At 70.7% G+C, this 24,496-nt stretch carries 15 protein-coding genes; 9 read left to right on the top strand and 6 right to left on the bottom strand.

Annotation, left to right across the window (positions count from 1 at the left end; genetic code table 11):
* Nucleotides 1-71: 71 nt before the first annotated feature.
* The 3 genes from ACIQVI_RS07870 to ACIQVI_RS07860 all read right to left on the bottom strand — a co-directional run bounded on the left by ACIQVI_RS07870 (nt 72) and on the right by ACIQVI_RS07860 (nt 1,826).
* Nucleotides 72-812, bottom strand: a complete 741-nt coding sequence (locus tag ACIQVI_RS07870) for a YidC/Oxa1 family membrane protein insertase (RefSeq protein ID WP_403592572.1) — start codon at nt 810-812, stop codon at nt 72-74.
* Between the two features lie 93 nt (nt 813-905).
* Complete coding sequence (locus ACIQVI_RS07865; RefSeq protein ID WP_403592569.1) at nt 906-1,217, bottom strand: DUF6412 domain-containing protein; 312 nt, start codon at nt 1,215-1,217, stop codon at nt 906-908.
* Nucleotides 1,218-1,301: 84 nt separating this feature from the next.
* Nucleotides 1,302-1,826: a winged helix-turn-helix transcriptional regulator gene (locus ACIQVI_RS07860; protein WP_403592566.1), complete on the bottom strand. Its 525-nt coding sequence runs from the start codon at nt 1,824-1,826 to the stop codon at nt 1,302-1,304.
* Nucleotides 1,827-1,926: 100 nt separating this feature from the next.
* On the opposite strand from ACIQVI_RS07860, the gene ACIQVI_RS07855 reads away from it, so the two are divergent.
* The 5 genes from ACIQVI_RS07855 (at nt 1,927) to ACIQVI_RS07835 (ending at nt 7,654) form a co-directional block, all read left to right on the top strand.
* Nucleotides 1,927-3,405, top strand: a complete 1,479-nt coding sequence (locus ACIQVI_RS07855) for an MFS transporter (protein ID WP_403592563.1) — start codon at nt 1,927-1,929, stop codon at nt 3,403-3,405.
* 151 nt (nt 3,406-3,556) lie between these two features.
* Complete coding sequence (locus ACIQVI_RS07850; RefSeq protein ID WP_403592560.1) at nt 3,557-4,555, top strand: SEC-C metal-binding domain-containing protein; 999 nt, start codon at nt 3,557-3,559, stop codon at nt 4,553-4,555.
* A 70-nt stretch (nt 4,556-4,625) separates the two neighbouring features.
* A complete protein-coding gene (locus tag ACIQVI_RS07845; RefSeq protein WP_403592557.1) occupies nt 4,626-5,072 on the top strand; it encodes a very short patch repair endonuclease in 447 nt (148 codons plus the stop codon).
* Nucleotides 5,065-6,051: a DNA cytosine methyltransferase gene (locus ACIQVI_RS07840; RefSeq protein ID WP_403592555.1), complete on the top strand. Its 987-nt coding sequence runs from the start codon at nt 5,065-5,067 to the stop codon at nt 6,049-6,051. The genes ACIQVI_RS07845 and ACIQVI_RS07840 overlap by 8 nt, the downstream gene beginning before the upstream one ends.
* A 46-nt stretch (nt 6,052-6,097) precedes the next feature.
* Nucleotides 6,098-7,654 carry a DNA cytosine methyltransferase gene (locus ACIQVI_RS07835; protein ID WP_403592552.1) on the top strand — a complete coding sequence of 519 codons (1,557 nt, stop codon included), beginning with the start codon at nt 6,098-6,100 and terminating at the stop codon, nt 7,652-7,654.
* Between the two features lie 13 nt (nt 7,655-7,667).
* Here ACIQVI_RS07835 and ACIQVI_RS07830 read toward each other — a convergent pair whose 3' ends face one another.
* Genes ACIQVI_RS07830 through ACIQVI_RS07820 form a run of 3 tightly spaced genes read right to left on the bottom strand, consistent with a single transcriptional unit; the run spans nt 7,668 to nt 11,665 of the window.
* Complete coding sequence (locus ACIQVI_RS07830; protein ID WP_403592549.1) at nt 7,668-8,531, bottom strand: DUF6339 family protein; 864 nt, start codon at nt 8,529-8,531, stop codon at nt 7,668-7,670.
* Nucleotides 8,528-9,523, bottom strand: a complete 996-nt coding sequence (locus tag ACIQVI_RS07825; RefSeq protein ID WP_403592546.1) for a hypothetical protein — start codon at nt 9,521-9,523, stop codon at nt 8,528-8,530. Before ACIQVI_RS07825 ends, ACIQVI_RS07830 begins: the two co-directional genes overlap by 4 nt.
* Nucleotides 9,524-9,526: 3 nt before the next feature.
* Nucleotides 9,527-11,665 (bottom strand): helix-turn-helix transcriptional regulator, encoded by a 2,139-nt coding sequence (locus ACIQVI_RS07820; RefSeq protein WP_403592543.1) that lies wholly within the window; start codon nt 11,663-11,665, stop codon nt 9,527-9,529.
* 920 nt (nt 11,666-12,585) lie between these two features.
* Here ACIQVI_RS07820 and ACIQVI_RS07815 point away from each other — a divergent pair.
* The 4 genes from ACIQVI_RS07815 to drmB are packed head-to-tail and all read left to right on the top strand — an operon-like array spanning nt 12,586 to nt 24,360.
* On the top strand, nt 12,586-17,349 hold the full coding sequence (locus ACIQVI_RS07815; RefSeq protein WP_403592540.1) for a DEAD/DEAH box helicase: 4,764 nt from the start codon (nt 12,586-12,588) through the stop codon (nt 17,347-17,349).
* Nucleotides 17,346-19,253 (top strand): UvrD-helicase domain-containing protein, encoded by a 1,908-nt coding sequence (locus ACIQVI_RS07810; protein ID WP_403592537.1) that lies wholly within the window; start codon nt 17,346-17,348, stop codon nt 19,251-19,253. The genes ACIQVI_RS07815 and ACIQVI_RS07810 overlap by 4 nt, the downstream gene beginning before the upstream one ends.
* Nucleotides 19,250-22,504, top strand: coding sequence for a helicase-related protein (locus tag ACIQVI_RS07805; protein ID WP_403592534.1), 3,255 nt, complete (start codon nt 19,250-19,252; stop codon nt 22,502-22,504). Before ACIQVI_RS07810 ends, ACIQVI_RS07805 begins: the two co-directional genes overlap by 4 nt.
* The gene (gene drmB / locus ACIQVI_RS07800; RefSeq protein ID WP_403592531.1) at nt 22,501-24,360 is read left to right on the top strand and encodes a DrmB family protein; all 1,860 of its coding nucleotides are present in this window, start codon (nt 22,501-22,503) and stop codon (nt 24,358-24,360) included. The genes ACIQVI_RS07805 and drmB overlap by 4 nt, the downstream gene beginning before the upstream one ends.
* Nucleotides 24,361-24,496: the final 136 nt, after the last annotated feature.

The raw sequence follows: 24,496 nt of genomic DNA, 5'->3' as shown, positions 1-24,496 counted from the left end.
GCCATCGGAGGATTGGTCGATCCTCCAAGAGAACGGCCCGCTCTGCAAGACCCCGCCCACGCAGTGGACCCTTACGCGCGAGTAGCGACGCCGTCGCCGGGCGCCCCCGCCACCGGCGCGCGGAAGAGGAAGGCCCGCTCGACGACGGTCCAGGCGGTGCTGGTGACGACGTAGAGGGCGGCGGCGAGCGGCACGACGGCAACCGTGATCAGGGTGGCGAAGGAGAGCAGCGGCATCACCTTGGCGATGGCGCCCGCGCCGGGTGCGGGCCGCCCGAGGTCGAGGGGCTGGGCGGCGAGCTGCCGCTTGGTGTGGCGGTAGCCGAAGGCGGCGACGGCGGTGACGAGGGCGAACAGGACGAGGTAGACCTGCCCGGCCGGGCCGAACGGGCCGCCGTGGGAGAGGGCGTCGGCCCAGTGGTCGCCGAGCGGGGCGGCGAAGAGGGCGTGCCCGGCCATCCGGTCCCCGGCGAACAGGTGGTACATCAGGAGGAAGGCGGGCGCCTGGAGCAGGCCGGGCATGATGCCGGCGAAGGGCGAGACCTTCTCCTTCGCGTGCAGGTCGAGCATCGCCTTCTTGAGCCGCTCGGGGTTCTTGGCGTGCTTCTCGCGCAGGGCGGCGAGCTGCGGGGCGATGCGGGTGCGGGCCTTCTGGCCGCGGGCGGCGGCCCGGGAGAGCGGGTGGACGGCGAGCCGTACGAGCGCGGTGAAGAGGACGATCGCGGCGGCGGTGGCGGTGGTGGCGAAGAGCGGCTGGAGCAGCTCGGCGAGCCGCTCGACCAGGGCGGCGAAAAGGGACATGAGCGCGGACATGGGGGAGCCCTCCGTGGGGTCTCGTCGTGCCGGGGAGAGGTGCGTTTCTCGGCATGACGGATCCGCGCGGGGGATTCCGGGGGCGGGAGCTCCCTACGCGGCCGTCGGGAGGGGACGGCCGGGAGCCCGGGGTCTGCGGCGGCCGGCGGCGTCGGGGTCGCGCTGCGGCAGGAAGGCGGTGCGCCGCTCGCGGTCGCGCATGGCGGTGCGGACGGCGGCCGGCCGCGCGGCCGGAGCCGTACGGACGCCGGTCAGGGCGTGCACGAGGGTGGCCGCGGCGAGGGCGAAGGCGGAGACACCGGCTCCGGCGAGGCCGCCGGCCCCGTCGGACAGGAGCAGTCCGGCGAGGGCGAGCAGGAAGAGCAGCGGCGCGACGACCCGTGGGGCCGGGGTCCTGCCCGTCATCCCGTCACCTCCTCCGTACCGCCGGTTCCTCTGCCGTGAAGACGCGCGGCGGGACGGGGAAGTTCCCGCGCCCCGCCTCGTGGTCTAGGCGGTCTCCAGGGGTACGAGGAGGCGCCGGGGCTCCAGGAGGGCGCGGCCGACGGGGTCGGCGGGGTCCGGGTCGAGTCCGGCGCCGGGCCGCATCTCGACGTCGGCGGGCGGGACGGGGAGGCGGCAGGCGGGGCAGGCGCCGTGCGCGTCGAGTTCGGTGCCGCAGGCGGCGTGGTGGAAGCGGCGCGTCGGCAGGGTGCCGGGGAGCTCGGTCCGGGCCCAGGAGCCGAGCGACCAGAGGACGGGCCAGAGGGCGAGGCCGCGCTCGGTGAGGACGTACTCGTCGCGCGGGGGCGACTCCCGGTAGCGCCGCCGTTCGAGGACGCCGACCTCGACGAGGGCCTGGAGGCGGGCGGCGAGGACGGCGCGGGGGACGCCGAGGTGGGCGAGGAAGTCGCTGTAGCGCCGGACGCCGTAGAAGGCGTCGCGCACGACGAGGAGGGTCCAGCGCTCGCCGACCACTTCGAGGGCGCGGGCGATGGAGCACTGCTGCCGGGCGTAGTCCTTGCCGAGGGCCATGGGGTCCATCGTACCGAAAAGGGTTCGGTCAACGAACCGACCTGATACGTTGAGTTCGTTCACCGAACCGACCGATCGGCCGACAGGTGGAGGCCCCGCCGTGCCCCGACGAACGCGCCACGCGCCCGTGTCCGCGCCCGCACCCTCCTCGGCCCGCTCCCCGGCCTCCTCCTCGGTCCGCTCCCCGGGCGGCGAGGGGCGCCCGAGCGCCGCCACCCTGGCCGTGACGGCGACGGCGACGGCCGTGGCGCTGATGAACTACACGGCCCCGATGCCCACCCTCCCCGCCGTGGCGGCCGCCTTCGGGACCCCTCCCTCCGCCCAGGCCTGGCTGCTGAACGGCACCCCGCTCGGCCTCGCCGCGTTCCTCCTGGTGGCCGGCGGCCTCGCCGACGCGTACGGCAGGCGCCGGGTCTTCCTCCTCGGGACGCTCGCCCTCGGCCTCACCACCGCGCTCGGCGCGCTCGCCGGCTCCACGCCCGCCTTCACGGCGGCCCGGATCGCCCAGGGCGCGGCGAGCGCGGCCGTACTCGCGGGCAGCCTGGGCCTGCTCGCCCACGCGTACCCGACGGGCCGGGACCGGATCAGGGCGACGGGCCTGTGGGGCGCGTCGGTGAGCGGCGGCATCGCCCTCGGCCCCCTCCTGGCGGGCGCGCTGAGCCTGACGGACTGGCGCCTGGCGTACGGGGCGCTCGGGGCGGGGGCCCTGGCGACGGCGGCGACGGGAGCGCGATGGCTGCCGGGGCCGGAACCGAGGCAGACGGCGGCCAAGAGGACATCCGAGGCAGGCGCACCCCACCCGACGCCCTACTCGGCACCCCGCCCGGCGCCCCGCCCGGACGTCATGGGGGCGCTGACCCTCGGCCTGGCCCTGGCGGCGCTGCTCACGGCGCTCACCCTGGGCAGGGACGGCTGGCTGCGCGCCCCGGTGGGCGCCCTGCTCCTGGCCTCGGCGGCCCTGACGGCGCTGTTCGCGGCGGTGGAGGCGCGGAGCGGGAACCCCATGATCGACCTGGCGCTGCTGCGGCGGCCCGCGTTCCTGGCGTCGACGCTCGGGGCGCTGTTCACGGGCCTGGCGGTGATCGGCCTGTTCAGCGTGGTGCCCGCACTGCTCCAGGCAGGCACCGGAATGTCGGCGCTGGACACGGCCTGGCTGTTCCTGCTCTGGTCGGGAACGGCGTTCGTGGCGGCCCTCCAGGCGCGCCGCCTCGCGGTCCGGCTGTCGGCCGCGCACCAACTGGCCCTGGGGTTCGTGCTGTCGGCGGCGGGCGTACTGACGTTCCTGGGGGCCCTGGAGGGGCACGCGGGCGCGTGGCGCCTCCTTCCGGGCCTGCTGGTGGCGGGCGCGGGCAGCGGCCTCCTGAACGCGGCGCTCCCCCGGCTCGCGGTCGACTCCGTACCGCCGGAGCGGGCGGCGATGGGCTCGGGCGCCAACAACACAGCCCGCTACATCGGCTCCTCGGCGGGCGTGTCCCTGACGCTCGCCCTGGCGACGGCGGGCCCGGACGCGGCCCTCGTGGCGTCGGCGGCGCTGGCGGTGACGGGGGCGGCGCTGGCGCTCGTCCTGGCGAGGAGGTAGGACTCCGAAAAGAGAGATCGCCCACTCCGCGGCGGGAAGGCACGAAACCCCGCAGGTGAGGCCGTACGACCGCCCGCCCCGCTCTCCCCGGGGGCACGACAAGGACCGGGGTGCCAACTCTCGGGGGCCGTACAGCAGTACGGTGTGACTCATGCGCCCCGACACGCCTGCCGCCCACACCGCCGAAGCCGAGCGCCTGCTGCGCACCGCCGCGCAGTACCCGGGCGACCGGGAGCCCCTGTACCTCCAGGCGGCGGCCCACCTGGAGCTGGCGGGCGACCGCCCGGGCGCGACGGCCCTCTACCACGAGCTCCTGTCGTCCGAGCCGGCGAACCCGCACCTGATCAGGGCGCTGAAGGCGGCGAACCTGTGGGAGTACGGACACGAGGCGGAGGCCCGGGCGATCATCGAGGGCCTCCGGGGCGCCCGGCCGTCGGACGCGGCGCCGTGGGAGATCGCGGCGGAGACGCTGGAGGCCCACGACGAGCTGGAGGAGGCGGAGTCGACCCTGACGCAGGCGGCGAGACTCCTGGTGACGACCCCGGACGACCTCCCCCACGCGACCCGGTCCCTGATCACGACCCGGCACCGGGTCCGCCGGATGCTGGCGCTGCCGCACGACGACTGGGACGCGCTGGCGGACCGGCTGCACACGGCGGCGGTCCCGCTGGACGAACTGCACGACCCGAAGCGCCTCTGGTCCCTGGGCTCGGAGGACCCGGCGGAACTCCGGGCCGAGATCGCCCGCCTCCGCTCCGAACTGGGCACCTACCGCACGGCCCTCTCCCGCCCCTTCCCGGTCGCGGTCCTCCACTGGCCGGAACCGGAACTGGACGAGCTCCTCGCGGCCTACCCGGAGCTGGAGGCCGAGTACCCCACCTACACGGCCCACCTCACCGACATCGAGGCCTCCCTCCGCGAACTCGCCCAGGCCGGCACCCCCAACCTCGGCATCGTCCGCGCCACGGTCCCCTCCTACGAAGCCTTCGCCGCCTCGGAATCCACCCACCCCTCCAACGCGGACCTCCTCCCCCAGTACGCCACCACCCTGGCCGCCCGAGCCCGCGCCACGGCGTGGCCGCCGGCACGGGGGGCGGAGTGCTGGTGCGGGTCGGGGGAGACGTACGGGAAGTGTCACGGGTCGGAGTGACGCCCGCCGGGTCCGGCAGAATGCAGGGGTGACCGAAGCCGTTCCGTCCTCCCCCGCAGTCTCGGCCCGCATGAGCCGCCAAGGCTCCCGCGACACCGCCCAGGAACTGGCGGTACGCCGACTCCTGCACGCCTCCGGCCTGCGCTACCGCGTCAACGTCCCGGTCCCCGGCATGTCCCGCCGCACGATCGACATCGTCTTCGGCCCGGCCAAGGTCGCCGTCTTCCTGGACGGCTGCTTCTGGCACGGCTGCCCCCAACACGCGACGCAGCCGAAGTCCAACGCCGAGTGGTGGCGCGCGAAACTCGACAAGAACATGGCCCGCGACCGGGAGACGACCGAACACCTCGAAACCCTGGGGTGGACGGTCCTGCGCTTCTGGGAGCACGCGTCGACGGAGGAGATCTCGGCGACGGTGCGCGCGGCGGTGGACCGGCAGAGGAACGACCGGGTCCGGGCGCGGCAGAAGGCGCTCGCGCAGGGCCGCCCAGGGACCGAGCAGGCGACGAATGACTGATCGACTTCGCTTCGTGGACGTCTGCTCCGGTGCCGGTGGACTGGCGTCGGGGCTGGAGGGGGCGGGCTTCTCCCCCGTACTCCTCCTCGACAACAAGCCCCAGGCCTGCGAGACGCTCCTGGCCAACAGGCCGCACTGGAACGTGGTCTGCGAGGACCTCGTCGATTTCCTTCCGGACGAGCACCCGGAAACACTCGACGTCGACCTCCTGTCGGCCGGCCTGCCGCGGGTGAAGGCCTCGGCCGCCGTGGGACGCGCGGACAGCGACCGGGAGCTGCGGCTTCTCACCGCCACGATCCTCCTTCTCCACTCGATCCAACCGCGTGCTTTCCTGCTGGAGAACCTGCCCGCCCTCGTCGACTCACCGGCCTATGCGGACATCCGGGGATTCGTCGAGGCCGAACTGACCCACCTCGGCTACCGCTTCCACTGGTTCGTACTGAACGCGGCGGACTTCGGAGTGCCCCAGGACCGCAGGCAGGGCATCCTCGTGGCACTCAAGGACCGGTGGTTCCCCGGCTTCGTCCCGCCGGAGCCGACGGTGGACGAACACGTCCCGGTCGGTCGGGTGCTCCTTCCCTCCATGAGGTCCCGGGGCTGGCTCGACGCCGAGGCCTGGGCGGCCCAGGCCTCGGCCGTGGCGCCCACGCTGGTCGGAGGATCGGAGAATCGCGGCGGCGCCGACCTCGGACCGTCCGGCACGAAGCGCGCCTGGGCCCGCATGGGGGTGAATGCCGGATCGCTGGCGGACGAGGTGCCGGGGCCGGAGTACGCATGGCCCCGCTCGGACGACCCGGCGCTGATGCTGAAGATCACGGTGGACCAGGCGGCCCTCCTGCAGTCGTTCCCCCCGGACTGGCGCATCATGGGGCGGAAGACGGCCCGATACCGGCAGATCGGCCATGCCACTCCTCCGCCGGTGGGTCGGGCGCTCGGTGCGTCCATAGCCGCCGCTCTGGGGGTTGTCCACAGCCCCTAGACAAGACGTCCTGTCCACCCCTGTGCGCCGGCTAGACTTCAGGCCCATGAGCCACATCGATACGGAAGACTCCTCACCTGCGGATTTCCACATCCTGGACCTCTTCGCGGGCCCGGGGGGACTGGATGTGGCGGCAGACGCGCTGGGATACCGGGTGACCGGTATCGAATGGGACGCGGGGGCGTGCGCCACTCGGGGCGCGGCAGGGATGGACACCTTCCACGGGGACGTCCGCACATACCGTGCCTCCTTCTTTCCACGCGCCCGGGTACTGACCGGCGGGCCCCCCTGCCAGACCTTCACCGTCGCCGGGCACGGCGCGGGCCGCAGGGCACTGGACCAGGTGCTGGATTACGTCGAAGAGCTGCACCGGGTCCTGCGCGAGACCGAGGGGCAGCCCGGCGATCCACAGGCCTGGCTGCGGATCTTCCGGACCTGGCGGGGCATCCACGAGGAACTGAGGCGCAAGGAACTCGAGGCCGAAGCGATCAGGCACGAGAAGCGCGGCCTGGAACAGCGCAGGACCGAGGCGCGCAAGGCCATGAAGGGCCGCCTGGAGCGACAGGGGGCCCCGGCGAAGGAGATCAGGGAGTTCCTGAAGGGGCTCAAGAAACCGCGGACCGTCGTGCTCGTGGACGACGAGCTCCAGGACCTGCTCAAGGTCTTCGTCGGTCTGGACGACAAGCTTGCCGAGCTGAAGGACCGGCTGGAGGAACTGGGCGACGAGCGGACGGGGCTCGTCCTGCAGCCGCTGTGGTGGGTGATCGAGCGAAGCAGGCGACCCGGATCGGAGCCGTACGAGGCCGTCGTCCTGGAACAGGTGCCGGCGGTGATGCCGGTGTGGAAGCGGTACGTCGAGGTTCTGTCCTCCCTCGGCTACCGAACCGCGACGCAACTCATGCACACAGAGGCTTTCGGTGTTCCCCAAACCCGACGGCGTGCTGTGCTGATGGCCCGCTTCGATCGGTCCGACCTGCCGGAGGGCCCCGGACCCGGACTCCTCCGGCAGGTGCCCGAGACGCACGAGCTCTACCACCGGAGGGGGACGTTCACCCGCCTGCCGAAGGCGAATCGGTCGGACACCCTGTTCTCGGAGAAGCCGGAGCACTGGATCTCCATGGAGGCCGCCCTCGAGCGCGCGGAGAAGCACTCGGTCAAGGTGCGCCGTCGCCCTCCCTTCAGCGTCGTCTCCAACTACGGAACCGGAGGCGTGCCGGAGGCACGTGGCCGACGTGACCACGACGATCCCTCCGCCACGATCACGGGGAAGGTGTCGCGCAACCGTGTGGTCCACAAGGAAACCGACAAGGACCTCGAGGACGGCCTCGGACGTTTCAACAGTGCCGAGGCGGGGGTGCTCCAGACGTTTCCCGCGACGTACCCCTGGAGCGGCAACGACATCTCGCAGCAGATCGGCAACGCGGTCCCTCCCCGGCTCGCCCTGCACGTGCTGCTGCACGTACTGGAACCCGAGCTGGACGAGAAGGAGGCCGAGGCCAGGCTGGAACGGGGAATCGAGGAACTGGAGGCCTGGGAGCCCAAGGAAACGGTGGAACCCCTGAGGCACCGCGGCCTCAAGGGCCACCCGCTCGCCGGCGGGTGACCCTTCCGCCCCTTCAGTCCTTGGGTGCCCGGCCCCGTACCGGCGCCGTCTCGAAGAGTTCGACGAAGTAGTCGGTGAGCTTCCGCACCGTCCCCTCCGGGACGGGCTCCTCCTCGGGCCCCCTGGGCAGGGTGTGCCGCGGTACCGCGCGTGCCGTCCCGGCCTCCGCGATCCACTGGCGCAGCACCTCGGGGTCACGCGGCTCGTCCTCGGCCAAGGCGTCGTAGACGAGAGTCGCGCCGGCGGCACTGATCGCCGTCATGAGGCCTTCGATCTCACGACCGGTGGCGATCCCCCGCCCCAGGACGCCCACCAGGGCCTGGGCAGTGGGTCGATGGTCGACGAGGTCGCGCCGCAGCGCCGAGTGGATCAGATCCTGGTTGCCGCAGGCCGCCTCGACCGGGGAGTAGTCGCCTCCGTTGCGGAACATCTCCGCCGCCCACCACAGCCGCGAGAAGCACTGACGGTCGGGCGCGCCCTTGAACCGCTCCGAGTTGATCTTCGACGTGGTCGGGGAGCCGTGCCGCCACGCCACGTAGTCCGGGGCGACGGCCAGTGCGAGGTGGGTCCACACTCTGCGGTCCGCCGCCTCCCGTCGGGTGAGGCGGAGCGTCGCGTGCAGCCGGGGCGCCAGCCAGCCGTCGGCACGGGTTCGACTGTCGCCGAACCCGTGCATCGCGTCCTCCACCAGTTCCCTGAGCGGTTCGACCTCCCAACGGGCGTCGTCCTCCGCCAGCGGTTCGACGACCTTGGCGAGGTCCACTCCCTCGTGCCCCCGGACCCCGGCGAGCAGGTCCTCCGTCAGGAAGGGGTCGGCCGCCGCCGCGGACAGCAGGCCGAGCCGCTGGGGGACGTGGTGCGGTTTCTCGATCGTCATGCCTTGTCCCCTCGGTTCAGCTGCTGAAGTCCGCGCAGGGCGTTGGTGAGCGCCTTGCTCGCACCGGCACGCCGCACGGCCGCGTAATGGATGCGGGTCTGGAGTTCCACCCATCCCGCCTCGCCGGTGCGCCGACGGTGGACCCGACGAAGCGCCTCCTCCGGGCGGACGCCCGGAATCACGTCGGGGAGCATCTCGCGGAGCACCTCGCCCTGCCAGTCGGTCGGAAAGACGGGGGTGCCGTCGGGCTCCACCTCCAGATCACCCACGGAACTGTGGAAGACCGCGGTCCACACATCGGTGGCCATCTGGGAGACGAGCATCTCGTGGACCTTGCTCTCGAGGCCTCCGCTCTCCGCTCCGAGAAGATCGGAGAAGCCCTCGATGTCGGAGTTGACCAGAACCGCCGGCAACCGGCCGGAGGCATCCACGATCCAGGGAGCGTCCGCGTACGCGTGCAACCACTCCCGCGAGCTCTTCGAAAAACTCACCTGCTTCACGTCGAGGCTCAGGCCGCCGAGCGGCTCCTCCGCGACCACGTCCACGGTCCAGTCGTCGTCCGTCTCCGCCAACGACCGGCCCGGTACTCCGTCGATCGTGGCGGCCGCCTGGACGGTGAGCGTGGCGCGGCCGACGTGGTCGTCGCGGAACACCTCGACGGTCCCGGACCACTCCTTGCCCTCCGGAGCGTCCCGCTTGAGGTCGACGGCGGTCCGCACATTGGTCTCGCCGTCGGTGAGCACCGCCAGGACCCGCAGCTCGCTCCACGGGGCGTCGGGGGCGTCGGCGCCGGGAGGCAGAGTGGCGGAGAGACCGATCCTGGCCGACACCCAGTCCTCGTGCTGCGCCACACCGAGGGCGACGGTCCGCTGCTGGGTGGAGTACGCCGACGTGTCCAGGTGGTCGCGGGTGCCGTCGGGCAGTCTGAGCGAGGCCGAGGTCACCCGAAGGGTGATCGGGCGGTTGAGCCGCTTGTACGGGTAGAACTTCATGGCTCATTCCCCCTTTCCGGTGCGCAGTTCGAGAACGAGCCGGGTGAGCGCGGTACGAACCGGATGACTGGTGACGTCGGTGAAGCCGCTGAAGACGGCCCGGCGGGCACCGGGCGAGAAGCGGAGCACACCGTCCTCCACCTCGCAGCCCTCCACGGCGGCGAGTTCCGCCCAGTCGAGTCGGGGACGGCCGCCCGACCTCACGTCGAGCAGGACCACCGGAGTCATGGCCGGCAGTTCGTCCGCACGGGGCAGCTTCACCTCCGCGGTGATCCGCCATTCCCCCGCTTCACCGATCGAGGCGTCCAGCCCGTCCAGCTCCGGCAGGGCCGCTCCGGCGGTGCGCCTGGGCGCGGTCTTGCGGGGGACGGTGAGCGCCTTCCGCAGCTTCGCGCCTCCTTCGCCGCCGGACTGCTTCGGCTTGGCGACCAGTTCCTTCACGGCCGAGTTGACCTCGGTGGTCAGACGGGCGATGCGGTGGTGCGCGGTGTGCGACCAGCGCAGGGTGAGTTCCTCCGTCTGGCCCCAGCGGTCGTGCTCGGGCGGCTCGGCCGCCCGCAGGAACTCCTCGGCCTCCTCTGCGAAGGGAGCCGTCTCCCCCGCCGCGTGCCCCGCCAAGAGAACGGCCTGGAAGGAATTGACCCCCAGGGGAAGGCCGGCGACACCGGACTTCTTGATGGTCATCCGATTGCCGCGCAGCGAGTGGACCTGGTTCGGGGCACCGTCCTTGTCCTCGGCCTCCGTGACAAGGAGGACAGCGGGGTGCGTGCCGAGCGCGCCGGAGCGCCCTCCGGTGCGCGGAAGCTTGAGCGGAACATGCCGAAGAGCGACCTGGCCGGCCTCGGTGAGCCGGTCCACGGTCGTTCCCTCGTAGAAGGAGCGCAGGGCCCTGGTCCGGGAGGGCTGGGTCCGGGTGGGGTCGACCTTCTCCTCCTCCAGGACCACCTGTCCGTTGCGCAGCGTACGGACCGAGGTCTCCAGGAGCGGGAGCCTGCTTCCGCCCCCGGTCATCGCCGCCCAGAAGTCCCGCTCCAGCGCTTCGACCAACCGCCGGTGCATGGCCTTGATGTCACGGGTCCCGTCGTCGATGTCGCCCCCGTCCTCGTCGTCGACATCGGGGGCGGGAGCGCTCTGGTCGAGGCTCGCCAGGTCGTGGGCACCGACGATGAGGAAGGAGGTGCCCGGCTCGTCGCTGTCGCGGGTCAGGTGGAGGCGTTCGACCGTCTCCTCGTCCGACCACCAGGAACGGGCCACCCGGGCACCCGGGCTGTCCGGATCGGGGCGTCCCAGCCAGGCGGGTCCCGCGTACGTTTCGCCGTTGACGGAGCGCCACGGCAGTTCCAGCCGTCCGATGAGGCGGCGTTCGGTACGCCCTTCGTGGGGGACGGAGAGCGTGGAGTTGATCAGGACCATGCCGAGTGCGCTGGTCGCCCAGAGCGTCGCCTTGCCGAGGCCGAACGAACCGCCCGCCCCGCGTCCCGATTTGAGGCTCTCCAGCTGGCGGCGGACGACGGCCGCGAACTTGCCGTCGCCGTAGTCGTCGCCGGTGAGGCCGGAGGCGTTGTAGTCGTCGATCCGGAGGAGGACCAGCCGGCCCTTCTCGAACATGTCGCGGACCCCCGCGTCCACGACCCGACCGACCTTCTGGTGGGAGGCCGACTCCGAGACCGCGGTGTAGTGGGGGTGGAGGTCGTCCCAGAGGACGGCCCTGCGGAAGGCGTCCAGCGCCTCGCCGGTCAGCTCGTGGATGGTGTAGCGCACCCGGACCGGGCGGCCGTTCTCCGTGAGCCGCTCGTCGAGACTGTTCTGACAGGTCTCCCGGGCGAGCACCTGGACGTCGGCGTCGAACGCGAAGGCGGCGGCGTTTCCGCCGTCACGGCCGCCGTCGGGATAGCCGGGCCGGTGGTACCAGGTGACGGGAAGACCCGCCTGCGTGTCGGTGGTGCGCGTGTGCACCGTGCCGACGTCCGTGCCGAGCGCCTTGGCGATCTCCTCCATCACGGTCGGCCGCGGGACGGACCGCTTGGTGATCCAGGCCGAGACCGCGGCGCGGGTCAGCCCCAGCTCGTCCGCCAGTTCCGCCTGCGTCTTGCCCGCGAGCTTGAGCTGACGGGCCAACCAGGGCCCGAACTCCTCACCCATCTCCACAGGACCACCCCACTCCTCGTCGTGTTTCTTGGGCCACGAGCAGGCTAATTTGACGCAGAGATCACTGTCAACCGAAACTTGACCACACCCACCCAGGACGTCAGTACAGTCACTCGATCCCTTAAGTTCCGAATGTCCGACTTGATGCCCTTGCGGGCACATCTGCGATCGCACGAACGTTCGAAATTAGGGATGCAGGGGTGGCCGAGAACCGCCTTTTTTGCGTTTTCCGCGAAGGGGGTGGCGCCGACGCCGAGTTTGCTCTAACGTCAGCATCGTCGAGAAATACGTCCCGCTCGGATCACCCACCGAGACGGCCTTGGGACAGGTGTACCCTCACCCCCATCTCGGTCGGAAACACGCTCACGGGGACTCAAAAAGGATCCCGCAAGAGGGTGGCGCAGCAGGGGAACTTCCCCTACGGTTCGGACAGGAAAAGCGCACCGGAATCGGAGCACCCTCATCGAAGCAATCGATGGGGTTCCGAGACATGCGTCCAGACCCCCTTTCACCGAAATTCCGGCGTAAGGGCCACCAATCAGGAAAGCGGGCAAACCTGACCATGGAAGAAAATTCGGGGGAGGCGGGGTCGTGCGAGGACCTCGATTTGTGTATGCGGGACCTCAGTACCCTGGAAACTAGGCTGAAGACGGCACCCGACGAGGGTTCGACGAAGGAGATTCTGAACGAATTCGGGACGACGCTCAAGGCACTGCGCGAGCACTACGGACTGGACTTCCCTCCTCACGGGACCGTGAGCAACGACGGCTGCTGACGCCTCTGCGCGCGGCAACAGCACGACCCGCGACGGGCCGGCCTTGTGCAAGGCCCTGCCCAATCCGGATTCCTTGCCCAAGGCCGGCCCGTCGCGGTCCTTCACCGACCGTCCTCCGATCAACAGGAGTCGCAGAAAAGTGTCATCCGCCTCGTCCTCGTCCCAGGTGGTCCGAACCGTCCTCGAACAGTCGGCCCGCGTTCTGCAGACCTACGAAGTCGACCCCGGACTCATTCCGGAGCACGCCAACAGCGAACGACGCATCACCCAGGGCGGATACGGAGACCGCCAGCTCTTCGAGCTCGTACAGAACGCGGCGGACGAAATCGCCGGCACGTCCGGAGGAACCGTTCACGTCGTCCTCACCACCACGCATCTCTACTGCGCGAACGAGGGCTCTCCCGTCTCTCCCGAGGGGGCGGAGACCATTCTCCGCATGAGTATGTCGCGCAAGCGGGGAGGCCAGATCGGCCGTTTCGGCGTGGGAGTCAAATCCGTTCTGGTGGTCACCGACGCACCTCAGTTCTTCAGCAGCACCGGTTCCTTCGGTTTCGACCGCGAATGGTCGTACGAATGCATTCGCTCGGTGCCCGGCGTCCAGGAGCACCTGGGCGGAAATTTCGAGGCCCCGGTGCTGCGCATGGCACGACCCCTCGACATGGCCGCCGAACGTGCGCAGGATCCCGTTCTCGACGAGCTGCTCGGCTGGGCCACCACCGTGGTGCGTCTGCCGCTGCTTCCCGGCGCCGCCGACCGGCTGGCCCAGGACATGCACGGCGGCCGGACGCGTGCCGGTTCCTCCCGCGAGGAGTTCCCTCTCGGCTTCCAGCTCCTCTCCCCCCACGTGGCGAAGGTCGTCCTGGAGGACCGTCGGCCCCGCCCCGTCGCCCGTCGCGTACTGACCACCGAGCAGCAGGGCGATCTGCACACGATGATCGAGGAGCGGACGGGGAAGCCCACCGCCACCAGCCGGTGGCGGGTCTTCACCGTCACCCACGAACCGGGGCCGGCCGCCCGCGCCGACGCCGGTGAACTGCACGACCGCCTCGCCCTCGACCTCGCCTGGGCCGTGCCGGCACTGGAGGAGGACCGGACGAGCGGACTGTACGTCTCTCCGAAGTCGCGCGGCCGGGGCCGCTTCTGGTCCTTCTTCCCCACGAAGTACGAGATGTCCCTGAGCGGCATCCTCAACGGGGCCTGGAAGACCAACGAGGACCGGCAGAACCTGCTCGACTCGTCGGCGTTCAACGAGGAGATGATCAAGGTCTCGGCGTCCCTGGTCGTGGATTCGCTCGCCCGGCTGGCCCCGGCCGAGGACCCCGCCGCCTACCTCCCCCTGCTGCCCGGTCGTGTGAAGGAGTCGATCAGCTGGGCGGACGAGTTCCTGACCCAGGAGATCTGGGCACGGACCGCCGTGCGGCCCTCGCTGCCCGACCAGGACGGAACCCTTCGCGTACCGACCACGCTGCGTCTCCACCCGCGCCTCGACAAGGACCCGAAGGGCCCGGCGGGCTGGCTGCGGATGTGGCACGAGTGCCCCGGTCGCCCGGTGGGCTGGCTGCACCCCAGTGCCGAGGCCGATCCCCTGCGGGCCGGAAAGGTGGAGCACGTCCTTGCCGCGGCCGGACACGAGCGGGCCGGTGTCCGGGAGTGGCTGGAAGCTCTCGTCGAATGCGGCACCGTCGAGGCCTCGACGGTGGCGATCCGCATCCTCGCGGACATGGTCGAGACCGGCTCTCTCCATGCCGAAGAAGCCCGAAAGGCACGGATCGTGCTCACCGAGGAACACGGCTTCGTCGCTCCCGTGCACGGACGGGTCTTCCGCCGCGCCGAAGAGGGCGGGCTGCGCGAGTCCCTGGTGTACGTGGTCGACGAGATCGCCCGCGACCCCTCGCTCGCCCATGCCCTCGGTGTCCTCGGCATTCGGGAGGCGGACGCCGAGGGACGGTTCATCAGCGTCCTCGACCAGGGCTTCGACGGGTACGGGGACACCGAGTGGAAGCGCTTCTGGGAACTGTTCCGGCAGGCCGGAGGACGCAGCCTGACCCACAAGTTGCTGGAGCGCGTCCCGAACCCGCGCGACACGCTGCGCGTGCGGACCGCGGACGGGAGGTTCCGGCCGGTGCGCGACTGCATGTTGCCCGGCCCGGTCGTCGATCCGCAGCGCGATCCGAGCATCGCCGTCGACAAGGAGTTCCACTCGGACGACCTCTCCTTCTTTCCCGAGATCGGGCTGCGGGAGCGCCCTTCGGCGGCGGTGCGGCCCGAGGGCGAGGCATGGTTCGAGGAGTACCGGGAGGCGGTCCACTCGTCCTACCTGCGCACCTTGGACGACCGGGCCCCTCGTCCCTCGCTCGCCCGGATGAAGGTGGAGGGTTCCGCCGTCGGCGGCCCCCTGCACCTGTTCCGCGCGCTGTCGGAGGAGTCCCGTGCCGCTTTCCTGAAGGTGCTGCCCGACGACGCCGTGGTGGACAACTGGACCCGACAGATCGGTGCGCAGACGAGCACGCGCCAGGCGGTCGCCTCGCCCATCCGTTGGCTGCTCAGGAAGTACGGAACCGTCTCCACCTCCCAGGGGCTCAAGCCCCTGCGAGAAGCGGTCGGTCCCCAGTTGGCCGCCTACCGCGACGTGCTGCCGGTGGCCGACATTTCTCCGGAGAAAGCCCGCAAGCTCCGTCTGCCGACCACGGTCGACGAGGTCCCGGCCGACCGTTGGCAGAACCTCCTCGTCGAGGTGTCCCGCAGCGAGGACGACTCCTTCGTCGGCGCCACCTACGTGATGCTGACCCGGTTCGGCGCGGAGTTCCCCGAGGACACGCTGACCCGATGCCGGATCGGCGACGTCTGGGGCGCCCGCCCCGACGACGAGATCACCGTCGCGGTCGGCGCCGCCGAGTATCGGGCACTGCGTGCCGAACAGCTCCCCGCGCTGCTCGTGACGAGGCCCGAGGACGCCGAGCTGATGGTCGAGAAGTGGGGGATGCTCCGCTACGCCGACGTCATCAGCCGGGAGACCCGCGAGGTCCCGGACGGCGACCCGGTGCCCCTCGTCGAGCTGTACCCCGGACTGCGCCAGCGGTTGAACAGCACCAACCGGAACAGCCTGGTGCAGCGGTGCGCCGAGCTGGAGGAGGTGATCCGCACCCCCAACGGAACGAAGCCACGTCAGTTGGACGCGGTCCGCCAGGGCGGCACGGTGAAGGTCCGCGTCCCGCTCGACCCGGAGCCGATGCTGCGCCTGATCGACCGCGAACTGGAGCTCGGGCTCGGCACGGCCGGTTGCAGGGCCGTCATGGAGCACCAGGAGCGCATGGCCCGGGACAGCGAGAAGAAGGCCGCGATCAAGGCCGTACGCGATGCGCAGGACGTGGTCACGAAGATCGAGCTGCTGATCGGGGCCGACGCCCTGCGGTCCGGGCTGCCCGAGGGCCTGATGGACGCCGAACTGCAGGAGACCGACGGCACGGAACCGACCGGTCACCGGATCGCCCAGATGGCATTCAACGCACACGGCGACGGAGTGCTCCAGCAGCACGCCCGGGACATCCAGGCCCGGTTCCCGAACGCTCCGGTCGGCTACGGAGGCTCGTCGGCAGCCATCACATTCGTCTCCGACCTGAAGCTCCCGGTGTCGTTCGCCGGCTCCCGGACCCCGTCGCCGCCCGCCTTCGAGACGGTGGACGGCCCCCGGGACTTCCCCCGTCTCCACGACTACCAGGAGGACCTGGTCCGGAACATCAGCGTCCTCCTCGACCGGCTGGCCCCGCAGCGGGCCATGCTGTCGCTGCCCACCGGCGCCGGAAAGACCCGGGTCACCGCGGAGGCCGTGATCCGCTGGGTGAAGCAGGTGGGTGACCTGCGGGGTCCGCTGCTGTGGATCGCGCAGACCGAGGAGCTGTGCGAGCAGGCCGTGCAGAGCTGGAAGTTCGTCTGGAGCAAGGTGGGTGCGGAACGCCCCCTCACGATCAGCAGGCTCTGGAGCACCAACGAGGTGGGGGACGTCGTCGACCACCCGCACCTCGTCGTCGCCACGGACGCCAAGCTGGAGCGCTGCCTGGACACCGAGGCGTACGACTGGCTCCGCCGCGCCTCCCTGGTGATCGTGGACGAGGCGCACACCGCCGTCTCCAAGCGCTACACGGGGATCCTGGGACATCTGGGTCTGACCCAGTTCGAGACCGAACGGCACCTGCTGGGCCTGACGGCCACCCCGTTCCGGAACACCAACGAGGAGGAGACCCGCCGACTGGCCAACCGCTTCGGCAACAAGCGGCTCGACGAAGGCGTCTTCCCGTCCGGCGATCCCTATCGGGACCTCCAGGAGTGGGGGATGCTCGCCCAGGTCGAGCACCGCACCCTGGAAGGAGGCCGGATCGAGCTGACCCGCGAGGAGAAGGCGCAGGCCGACCGGATGGCGACGCTCGCGCGTGCGGCCGAGCAGCGGCTCGCCGACGACCACGCGCGCAGTCGCCGCATCGTCGACGAGGTGGCGGCCCTTCCCGCGGACTGGCCGACCCTGCTCTTCGCCACCTCCGTCGATCACGCCAAGTACCTGGCGGCCATGCTGAACGACCGGGGTGTCTCCTCCGCGGCCGTGGACTCGACGACGAGCACGCAGGACCGGCGTCGGCGCATCGAGGACTTCCGGTCGGGCCGTATCCGGGTCCTCACCAACTACGGTGTTTTGACCCAGGGGTTCGACGCGCCCGCCACCCGTGTCGTGGTGGTGGCCCGCCCGGTCTACAGCACCAACGTCTACCAGCAGATGATCGGCCGCGGACTGCGCGGCCCGAGGAACGGCGGCAAGGACACCTGCCTGATCCTCAACGTCAGCGACAACATCGCGAATTTCGACACCAGGCTCGCGTTCACCCAGTTCGAGCACCTCTGGAGCCCCAAGTGACCGACCCCTACCTCGACAGTCCCCCGCTCACCGACGAGCAGCGGGCCGTGGTCGAACAGCCCTGGGACGCCCGGGTCCTGGTCACCGCGGGCGCCGGAGCGGGCAAGACGCACACCCTGGTGCGCCGGCTCGACGCCCTGTGCGGACACGAGGACCCGGAGGCGGCCCTGGAGGCCGCCGAGATCCTGGTGCTCACCTTCTCCCGGGCCGCGGCGCGCGAGCTGCGCGAACGGATCGCCCGACACGGCGAGCGGGCCCGCCGTGTCCGGGCGCAGACCTTCGACGCGTGGGCGTACGGGGTGCTCCTTCAGGCGTACCCGGACGGGGACTGGGGCGCGACCGGCTTCGACGAACGAATCACGGCCGCGGCACATGCGATCGAGAAGGGGGCGCTGGAGACGGGCGACGCCGTTCCGCCCGCCCACGTCGTGATCGACGAGGTGCAGGATCTGCTGGGCGCCCGTCGCGAACTGGTGGAGACGCTTCTCGACCGTTATCAAGACAGCTGCGGCTTCACCGTCGTCGGCGACGCCGCCCAGACCGTCTACGGCTTCCAGATCGAGGACCTGGCCGAACGCTCCGACGAGACCGGTCGGTTCTTCGACTGGCTGCGCTCCTCGTACGCCGACGACCTGGTGGAACTGCACCTCACGCGGAACTTCCGGGCCGCCACTCCCGAAGCCCGGGTTGCGCTGTCCTACGGTGCCGAGCTGCAGCAGATCGACGACGCGGACCGGGCGGCGACGCTGTACGAGGAGCTGCGCGACCTGCTCCTGGAGCCCGTGAACGGCTTGGGCGACCTCACCGATCCACTCGTCCTGGACGGCTTGCGAGACCTCTCCGACACCTGCGCGATCCTCACCCGCGACAATCGACAGGCCCTGGTGGTCTCCGACCTCCTCCACGAGCACGGGATCGCGCACCGACTGCGGCGCCCTCTCGAAGAACGACCGGTCCCGTACTGGGTGGCGGAACTGCTGCGCCGTACCGGGGCGAGCGGTCTCACCAAGGAACGGTTCCACGCGCTGCTCGCGGAGATCCCCCTGCCGTACGAGCCGAACGCGACCGCCCTGTGGACGGTGCTGCGCCGTGCCGCACGCGGGGCCGGGCGCAACGTACTGGATCTGGAGCGGCTGCGCCGCTCGATCGCCGAGGGCAGGTTCCCCGACGAGGCGGCCGACCCGGAGACCTCCCGGCTCGTCGTCTCGACCGTGCACCGCTCCAAGGGACTCGAGTTCGATCGAGTGATCGTCCTGGTGCCGCCGAGCGCCTCCGAACTCCGCAGGCAGCACAAGAAGGACGAGTTGGACCTTCCCGCCGAGGCCCGGGCACTCTACGTGGCGATGACCCGCGCCCGCCAGGACCTCTACCACGTGCACTGCCCCGAGCTGCCGCTGCTGCGGCGGGCCGGCGGCAGGAAGAACGGCCGCAGGTATGTGGGGGGATGGCGGTCGTACGACAGGTACGGAATCGTCGCCGAGGCGGGCGACATCGGACGGGACCGCCCGCCCGGCCACGAGAGCGACGCCGTGACGACCCAGGCATACCTCCTGGAACGGGTCGCTCCGGGACACGAGGTGGTGCTCCGCAAGCGCCACGACGTGCCGTTGGGAGAGCACCAGAGCCCGCCGTACGCCCTCGTCCACGACGGGCGGGAGATCGGCGAGACCTCGGAACGCTTCCGTGAGGAGCTGTTCCAGGTGCAGAAGGTGAACCGGACCTGGGACCCCTGGTGGCCCGACGAGATCCGCGGCCTGCGGATCGACACCCTGGAGACCGTGACGGGCAGCACCGCCGCCGGCGCCAACGCCGGCCTCGGGGAGCGGGGCGTGTGGATCGCGCCCCGGATCACCGGCATCGGACGGTACCGACGGGCCGAGGACAACGAGGAGACGAGCGCATGACACACGTGGAAGGCCGGCATTCCGAGCACTACCGGGTCAGGGACGAGGAGATCCTGGTGGGGCTGCGCCGCGAGCTCCTCGGCCCCTCTGCCGACGCCGCACCGGACGACCGGGACGAAGTCCTCACCCAGGACGCTCCGATCGACCGCTATCTCGCGGGCATCCTCTATCCGAGGCCCGCGAACGCGGCCGCGCAGGAGCGCAGGAGCGAGGACGAGCAGGAACAGGACGGCTTGGACCGGACGGCCGTGGGCTCCCACGACAGCGCCGAGGAATCGACCACGACGGACGAGACCGGCGCGGGCTCCCGTCGCCCCTCGTCGATGGGGCTCACCTTCGCGGTGGACCCGGCCGTGGGCGACACGCTCGTGGTCCGGGCCCGAGCCGCCGTCTACGAAGCGACCGACACGGACGGCAACCCCGTCCCGGCCCGTCGGGCCGAGGCCCGCACCACCTCCGACCAGCAGGAACGGTGGCGGCGCAAGGTGCTCGAACTGCGGGAGATCTCGGTCGACGCGACCGTGCCCGTCCCCAACAAGGTCGAAAAACTCGGCCACGACGTGGAACTGCGCGTCAACGTCCGACGCCCGGACCCGGTGACCGGCACCGTCACCGTCACCGTCACCCTCGTCAACGCCCGGCGGGTCGGCGAGCACGACCTCCAGGACGCCGCCTCCCTCTTCCAGTGCGGACTCGTCGTTCGCGCGGCCGACGGCTCCAGCGCCTTCGTCGAGCGCACCGCTCCGACCGCCGCCCACGACCCCGAAGTCGCTGTCGGTCGACTGCTCCATCGCCATGCCCCGACCTTCGCCGTCGGCCACGGCTGCGCCGCGGAATGGGACTGGACGCCGCCGCCGATCGGCATGACCGAATCCGTATCGGCCGCGGTGACCGAGGTGCGCAGCGAGTTCGTGCCCACCGTGGAGGTGCTGCTCACCGACTCCAATCCGGAGATCGACAGCTCCGCCCTGTCCATGCTGGGTCTCGCCGAGGGCTCGGACACCGAGATCCTGGACGCTCTGGGAGCGCTGGTAGCGGGCTACGCGCACTGGATCGACCGGAAGGACGCGGAAGCCACAGCCCTGATCGGCACGGTGCACGAGAAGCCGGCACGCGAGCAGGTCGAAGCCTGTCGCGAAGCCCTCGGAAGGATCCGCGAGGGTATCGGACTCCTCGGTGACAAGCCCGACCTGATGCGGGCGTTCCGACTCGCCAACCGGGCCATGGCCGATCAGCGTGCCCGCAGTGCCTGGGTCAAGGACGGACGGGTCGGCACTCCGGATCCGAAGGCCGGCCGCTGGCGTCCCTTCCAGATCGCGTTCCTGCTGCTCTGCCTGGCCGGTATCGACCACCGCCGGCACGACGACCGCAACGTCGTGGACCTGCTCTGGTTCCCGACCGGTGGTGGCAAGACCGAGGCCTACCTCGGTCTCATCGCGTTCACCGCGTTCCTGCGCCGCATCCGGCGCGGCGCCGAGGGCGGCGGTGTCACCGTGCTCATGCGCTACACGCTGCGTCTCCTCACGCTCCAGCAGTTCGAACGCGCCGCGATCCTGCTCTGTGCCATGGAACTGATGCGACGCGACCTGCCCGCGGAACTCGGCACCGAGGAATTCTCCATCGGCATGTGGGTGGGCCGGTCGGCCACGCCCAACACCCTGCAGGAGGCCGAGGAGAAGCTCGCGGAACTGCACAAGGACCCGGACCGGCGCCTGGCCACCAAGAACCCCGTGCAACTGCACGCCTGTCCCTGGTGCGGCACACGTCTCGACGCCCGCGACTACGAGGTCGACCGGGACGACAAGCGGATGCACGTCCGCTGCCCCGGCGAGGGATGCGACTTCACGGGCGGTCTGCCGGTCCATCTGATCGACGAGGCCGTCTACGACGCCCGCCCGACCCTGGTGATCGCCACCGTCGACAAGTTCGCCTCAATGCCGTGGCGACCGGCCACCTCGGCCCTTTTCAATCTGAACGATCCGAACGATCCCACACCGCCCCCCGAGCTGGTCGTCCAGGACGAGCTCCACCTCATCTCGGGCCCGCTGGGAACGCTCACCGGCCTCTACGAGACCGCTGTGGACGCGCTCGCCGACCGTCCCAAGGTGATCGCCTCCACGGCCACCATTCGTCGTGCCGCCCATCAGGGAAAGAACCTGTTCAACCGCGACGTACGCCAGTTCCCGCCCGCCGGACTGGACTCCCGCGACTCGTGGTTCGCGGTGGAGACACCCCGGGAGGAGAAGGCGAGCAGGCGCTACGTCGGGCTCTTCGCTCCCGGCACCAGTCAGTCCACGCTCCTCATCCGCACCTACGCCACCCTGATGCACCGTGCCAAGCAGGCCCGGACCGAGGACGAGGTGCGTGACGCGTACTGGAGCCTCGTGGGCTACTTCAACAGTCTCCGGCTGTTGTCCGCCGCAGAACTCCAGGTGCACGACGACGTCGTGGCCTACCTGGAGCTGCTCGCCGAGCGGGAAGGGGTGGAGGTGCGGTCCACCGCCAACTACTCGGAGCTGACGAGCCGGGTCGACGCCAGCGAGATTCCCACCCGCCTCAAGCGCATCGAGAAGAAGCTTCCCGACGAGGACACCGTGGACGTCCTCCTCGCCACCAACATGATCGCGGTCGGCGTCGACGTGGACCGACTCGGGCTGATGGCCGTGATGGGCCAGCCCCAGACCACCGCCGAGTACATCCAGGCCACCAGCCGCGTCGGCCGTGCCCACCCCGGCCTGGTCGCCGTCATGCTCAACGCGACCCGCTCCCGCGACCGCTCGCACTACGAGAACTTCCTGCACTTCCACTCGGCCCTGTACCGCGAGGTGGAGTCCACGTCCGTCACCCCCTTCTCCGCCCGCGCCCGCGAACGCGGTCTGCACGCCGTGATCGTCGCCCTGACGCGCATCCTGGTTCCCGAGGCCCGTGCCAACGAAGCAGCCGGACGGGTCGAGTCCTACGAGTCCCGGCTTCGTGGGGAGATCAAGGACATTCTGCTCGAGCGCGTGAGCGAGGTCGACCGGGAGGAGACTGAGGCCGTCTCCCTCGCCTTCGACGAATTCGTCGACTGGTGGTGCGAGGAGGCCGACATCCACGGCGGCCTCCTCTTCGAACCGAAGAAGGGCGACCGCAGGCCGTCGCTCCTGAAGCCGTACGGCGACGAGTCCGAGAACGACGAAGCATGGGGCACTCTGTGGAGCCTGCGCGACGTCGACGCCGAGTCCGCCCTGTTCATGGAGGCATCCCGATGACCCCGCCCCCCGCGCGACGCCGCCGCACCGAAACGGGCGGTCGTGCGCCTGCCCACAACCTGCCCCGTCGAGGTGCGGTCCGCCGCTCCCAGGCGATCACCACGTACGGTGTCGGGTCCCTGATCGCCGTCGACCACGAGTCCTTCGTCGTCTCCGGTCTGGATGGGGCGGACACCCACTGGAGTCCCGATGAATCGCCCAGGATCCACGAACGCCGGCTCGCCCGCCTCCTGGGCGTCCAGTACTTCCGGCTGCCTCCCGCCTCCGACGAGGCCAGCAAGGACGGGGTCCGGGTCCGTCGCTTCCCCGTCATGCACTCCTGCCCCGAATGCGACGAGCTGCGTCGGCACCGCGACTTCAACCCGCCTCCCGGCAAGAGCGTCTGCGGCACCTGCGAGGCCGACCTGGTCCCCTCCCGCTTCGTGATCGCCTGCGAAGCGGGACATCTCGACGAGTTTCCCTACTGGCACTGGGTCCACCGGGCGGCCGGCGCCGGAACGACCACCGCGGGCCAGTGCGGGGGAACCCTCAAGCTGCGCTCCTCCGGACGCAGTTCGTCCCTCCGTTCCATCGTCGTCTCGTGCTCCTGCGGGGTGCCGGAGGTCTCGATGGAGGGCTCCTTCCGCAAGAAGGCCCTGAAGGATCTCGGACTCCGCTGCCGCGGTACCCGCCCGTGGCTGGGCACGTCCGTCCCCGCCCAGCCCTGCGACTTCGCCCCTCGTACCCTCCAGCGCGGTTCTTCCGCGGTGTGGCAGCCGGTGCTGAAGTCGGCGCTCTCCATCCCACCGTGGAGCGACGGACACGCCGATCCACTTGCCGAGCACTGGGAGAAGCTTCGCAAATTGGATGGCCGTGACGAGATCGCGGTGGCTCTGAAGTTCCTCTTCGACGGCGAATGCCCGGTGTCCGTCGACGAGGTCATGGCCCTCTTGGACGCCGAACGCGAAGAGGACCCCGAGGAAGGGGAGACCCCGAGCTTCGACCACCGGTACCGCGCCCTGCGCCACAAGGAGTACGAGCGCCTCCGCTCCGGCAACGACGAGCGCGCCCGTTCCCGCGACGAGCAGTTCGTCTGCGAGCCCCCGCTCGGAGACACGGCGGAGTTGCGTCCGCTGGGAATCACCGACCCCATGCTGGTGAAGAAGCTCCGGGAGGTCCGTGCCCTCAAGGCGTTCACCCGCCTCGCCGAGCCCGACGTGTCGACCGAGGGCAGGGAAGCCGCGCTCTCCACGTCGGAACTCCCCTGGCTGCCCGCCATGGAGGTCCGCGGCGAGGGCGTCTTCCTCCGCCTCGACGACACACGGCTCGACGAATGGTCACGCTCGGCCGCCGTGGCGGCACGTGCCGAACAAATGCGTACCGCGCACGAGAGGCTCATGGGGCAGCGTGCCGCCGATCCGGCCCTGGTACCGCCGTCCCCGGCCTCCCCCCGCATGGTGCTGCTCCACACTCTGGCCCATGTCCTCATCAACGAATGGAGCCTCGACGCCGGATACCCCGCCGCCGCACTGCGCGAGCGTCTGTACGCCGACGACGACATGGCGGGAATCCTCGTCTACACGGCGACGAGCGACTCCGCGGGAAGTCTCGGAGGCCTCGTGGCCCAGGGCGAGCCGGAAAGCCTCGCCCGCACGATCCGCGCCGCCGTGCGCCGTGCGGAATGGTGTTCCTCCGACCCACTCTGCGTCGAGTCCGACGCGTCCGGCACCGGCGGTACCAACCTCGCCGCCTGCCACGCCTGCGTGATGCTCCCGGAGACGAGCTGCGAGCACAACAACATCCTCCTCGACCGTGCGCTGCTCGTGGGCACACCGGAAGACCCCGGGATCGGTTTCTTCGCACATCTGCTGTCCTGACGTGCGGCTGCGGGCGGGTGCACGTCAGGCTCCGGCATCCGCCCGCGGCAGTGCCCCGTGATCGGTTCGGGGCGCGGCTTCCTCCCGCCGAAGCCCTGGTTAGTCTCGTACGGAGACACGTCGATCCGAACAAGAG

This window comes from Streptomyces sp. NPDC098101, assembly GCF_044760185.1.
Classification (GTDB): Bacteria; Actinomycetota; Actinomycetes; order Streptomycetales; family Streptomycetaceae; genus Streptomyces.
The sequence above is the reverse complement of the archived record's forward strand: the minus strand, read 5'-3'. Positions and strand labels throughout refer to the sequence as shown.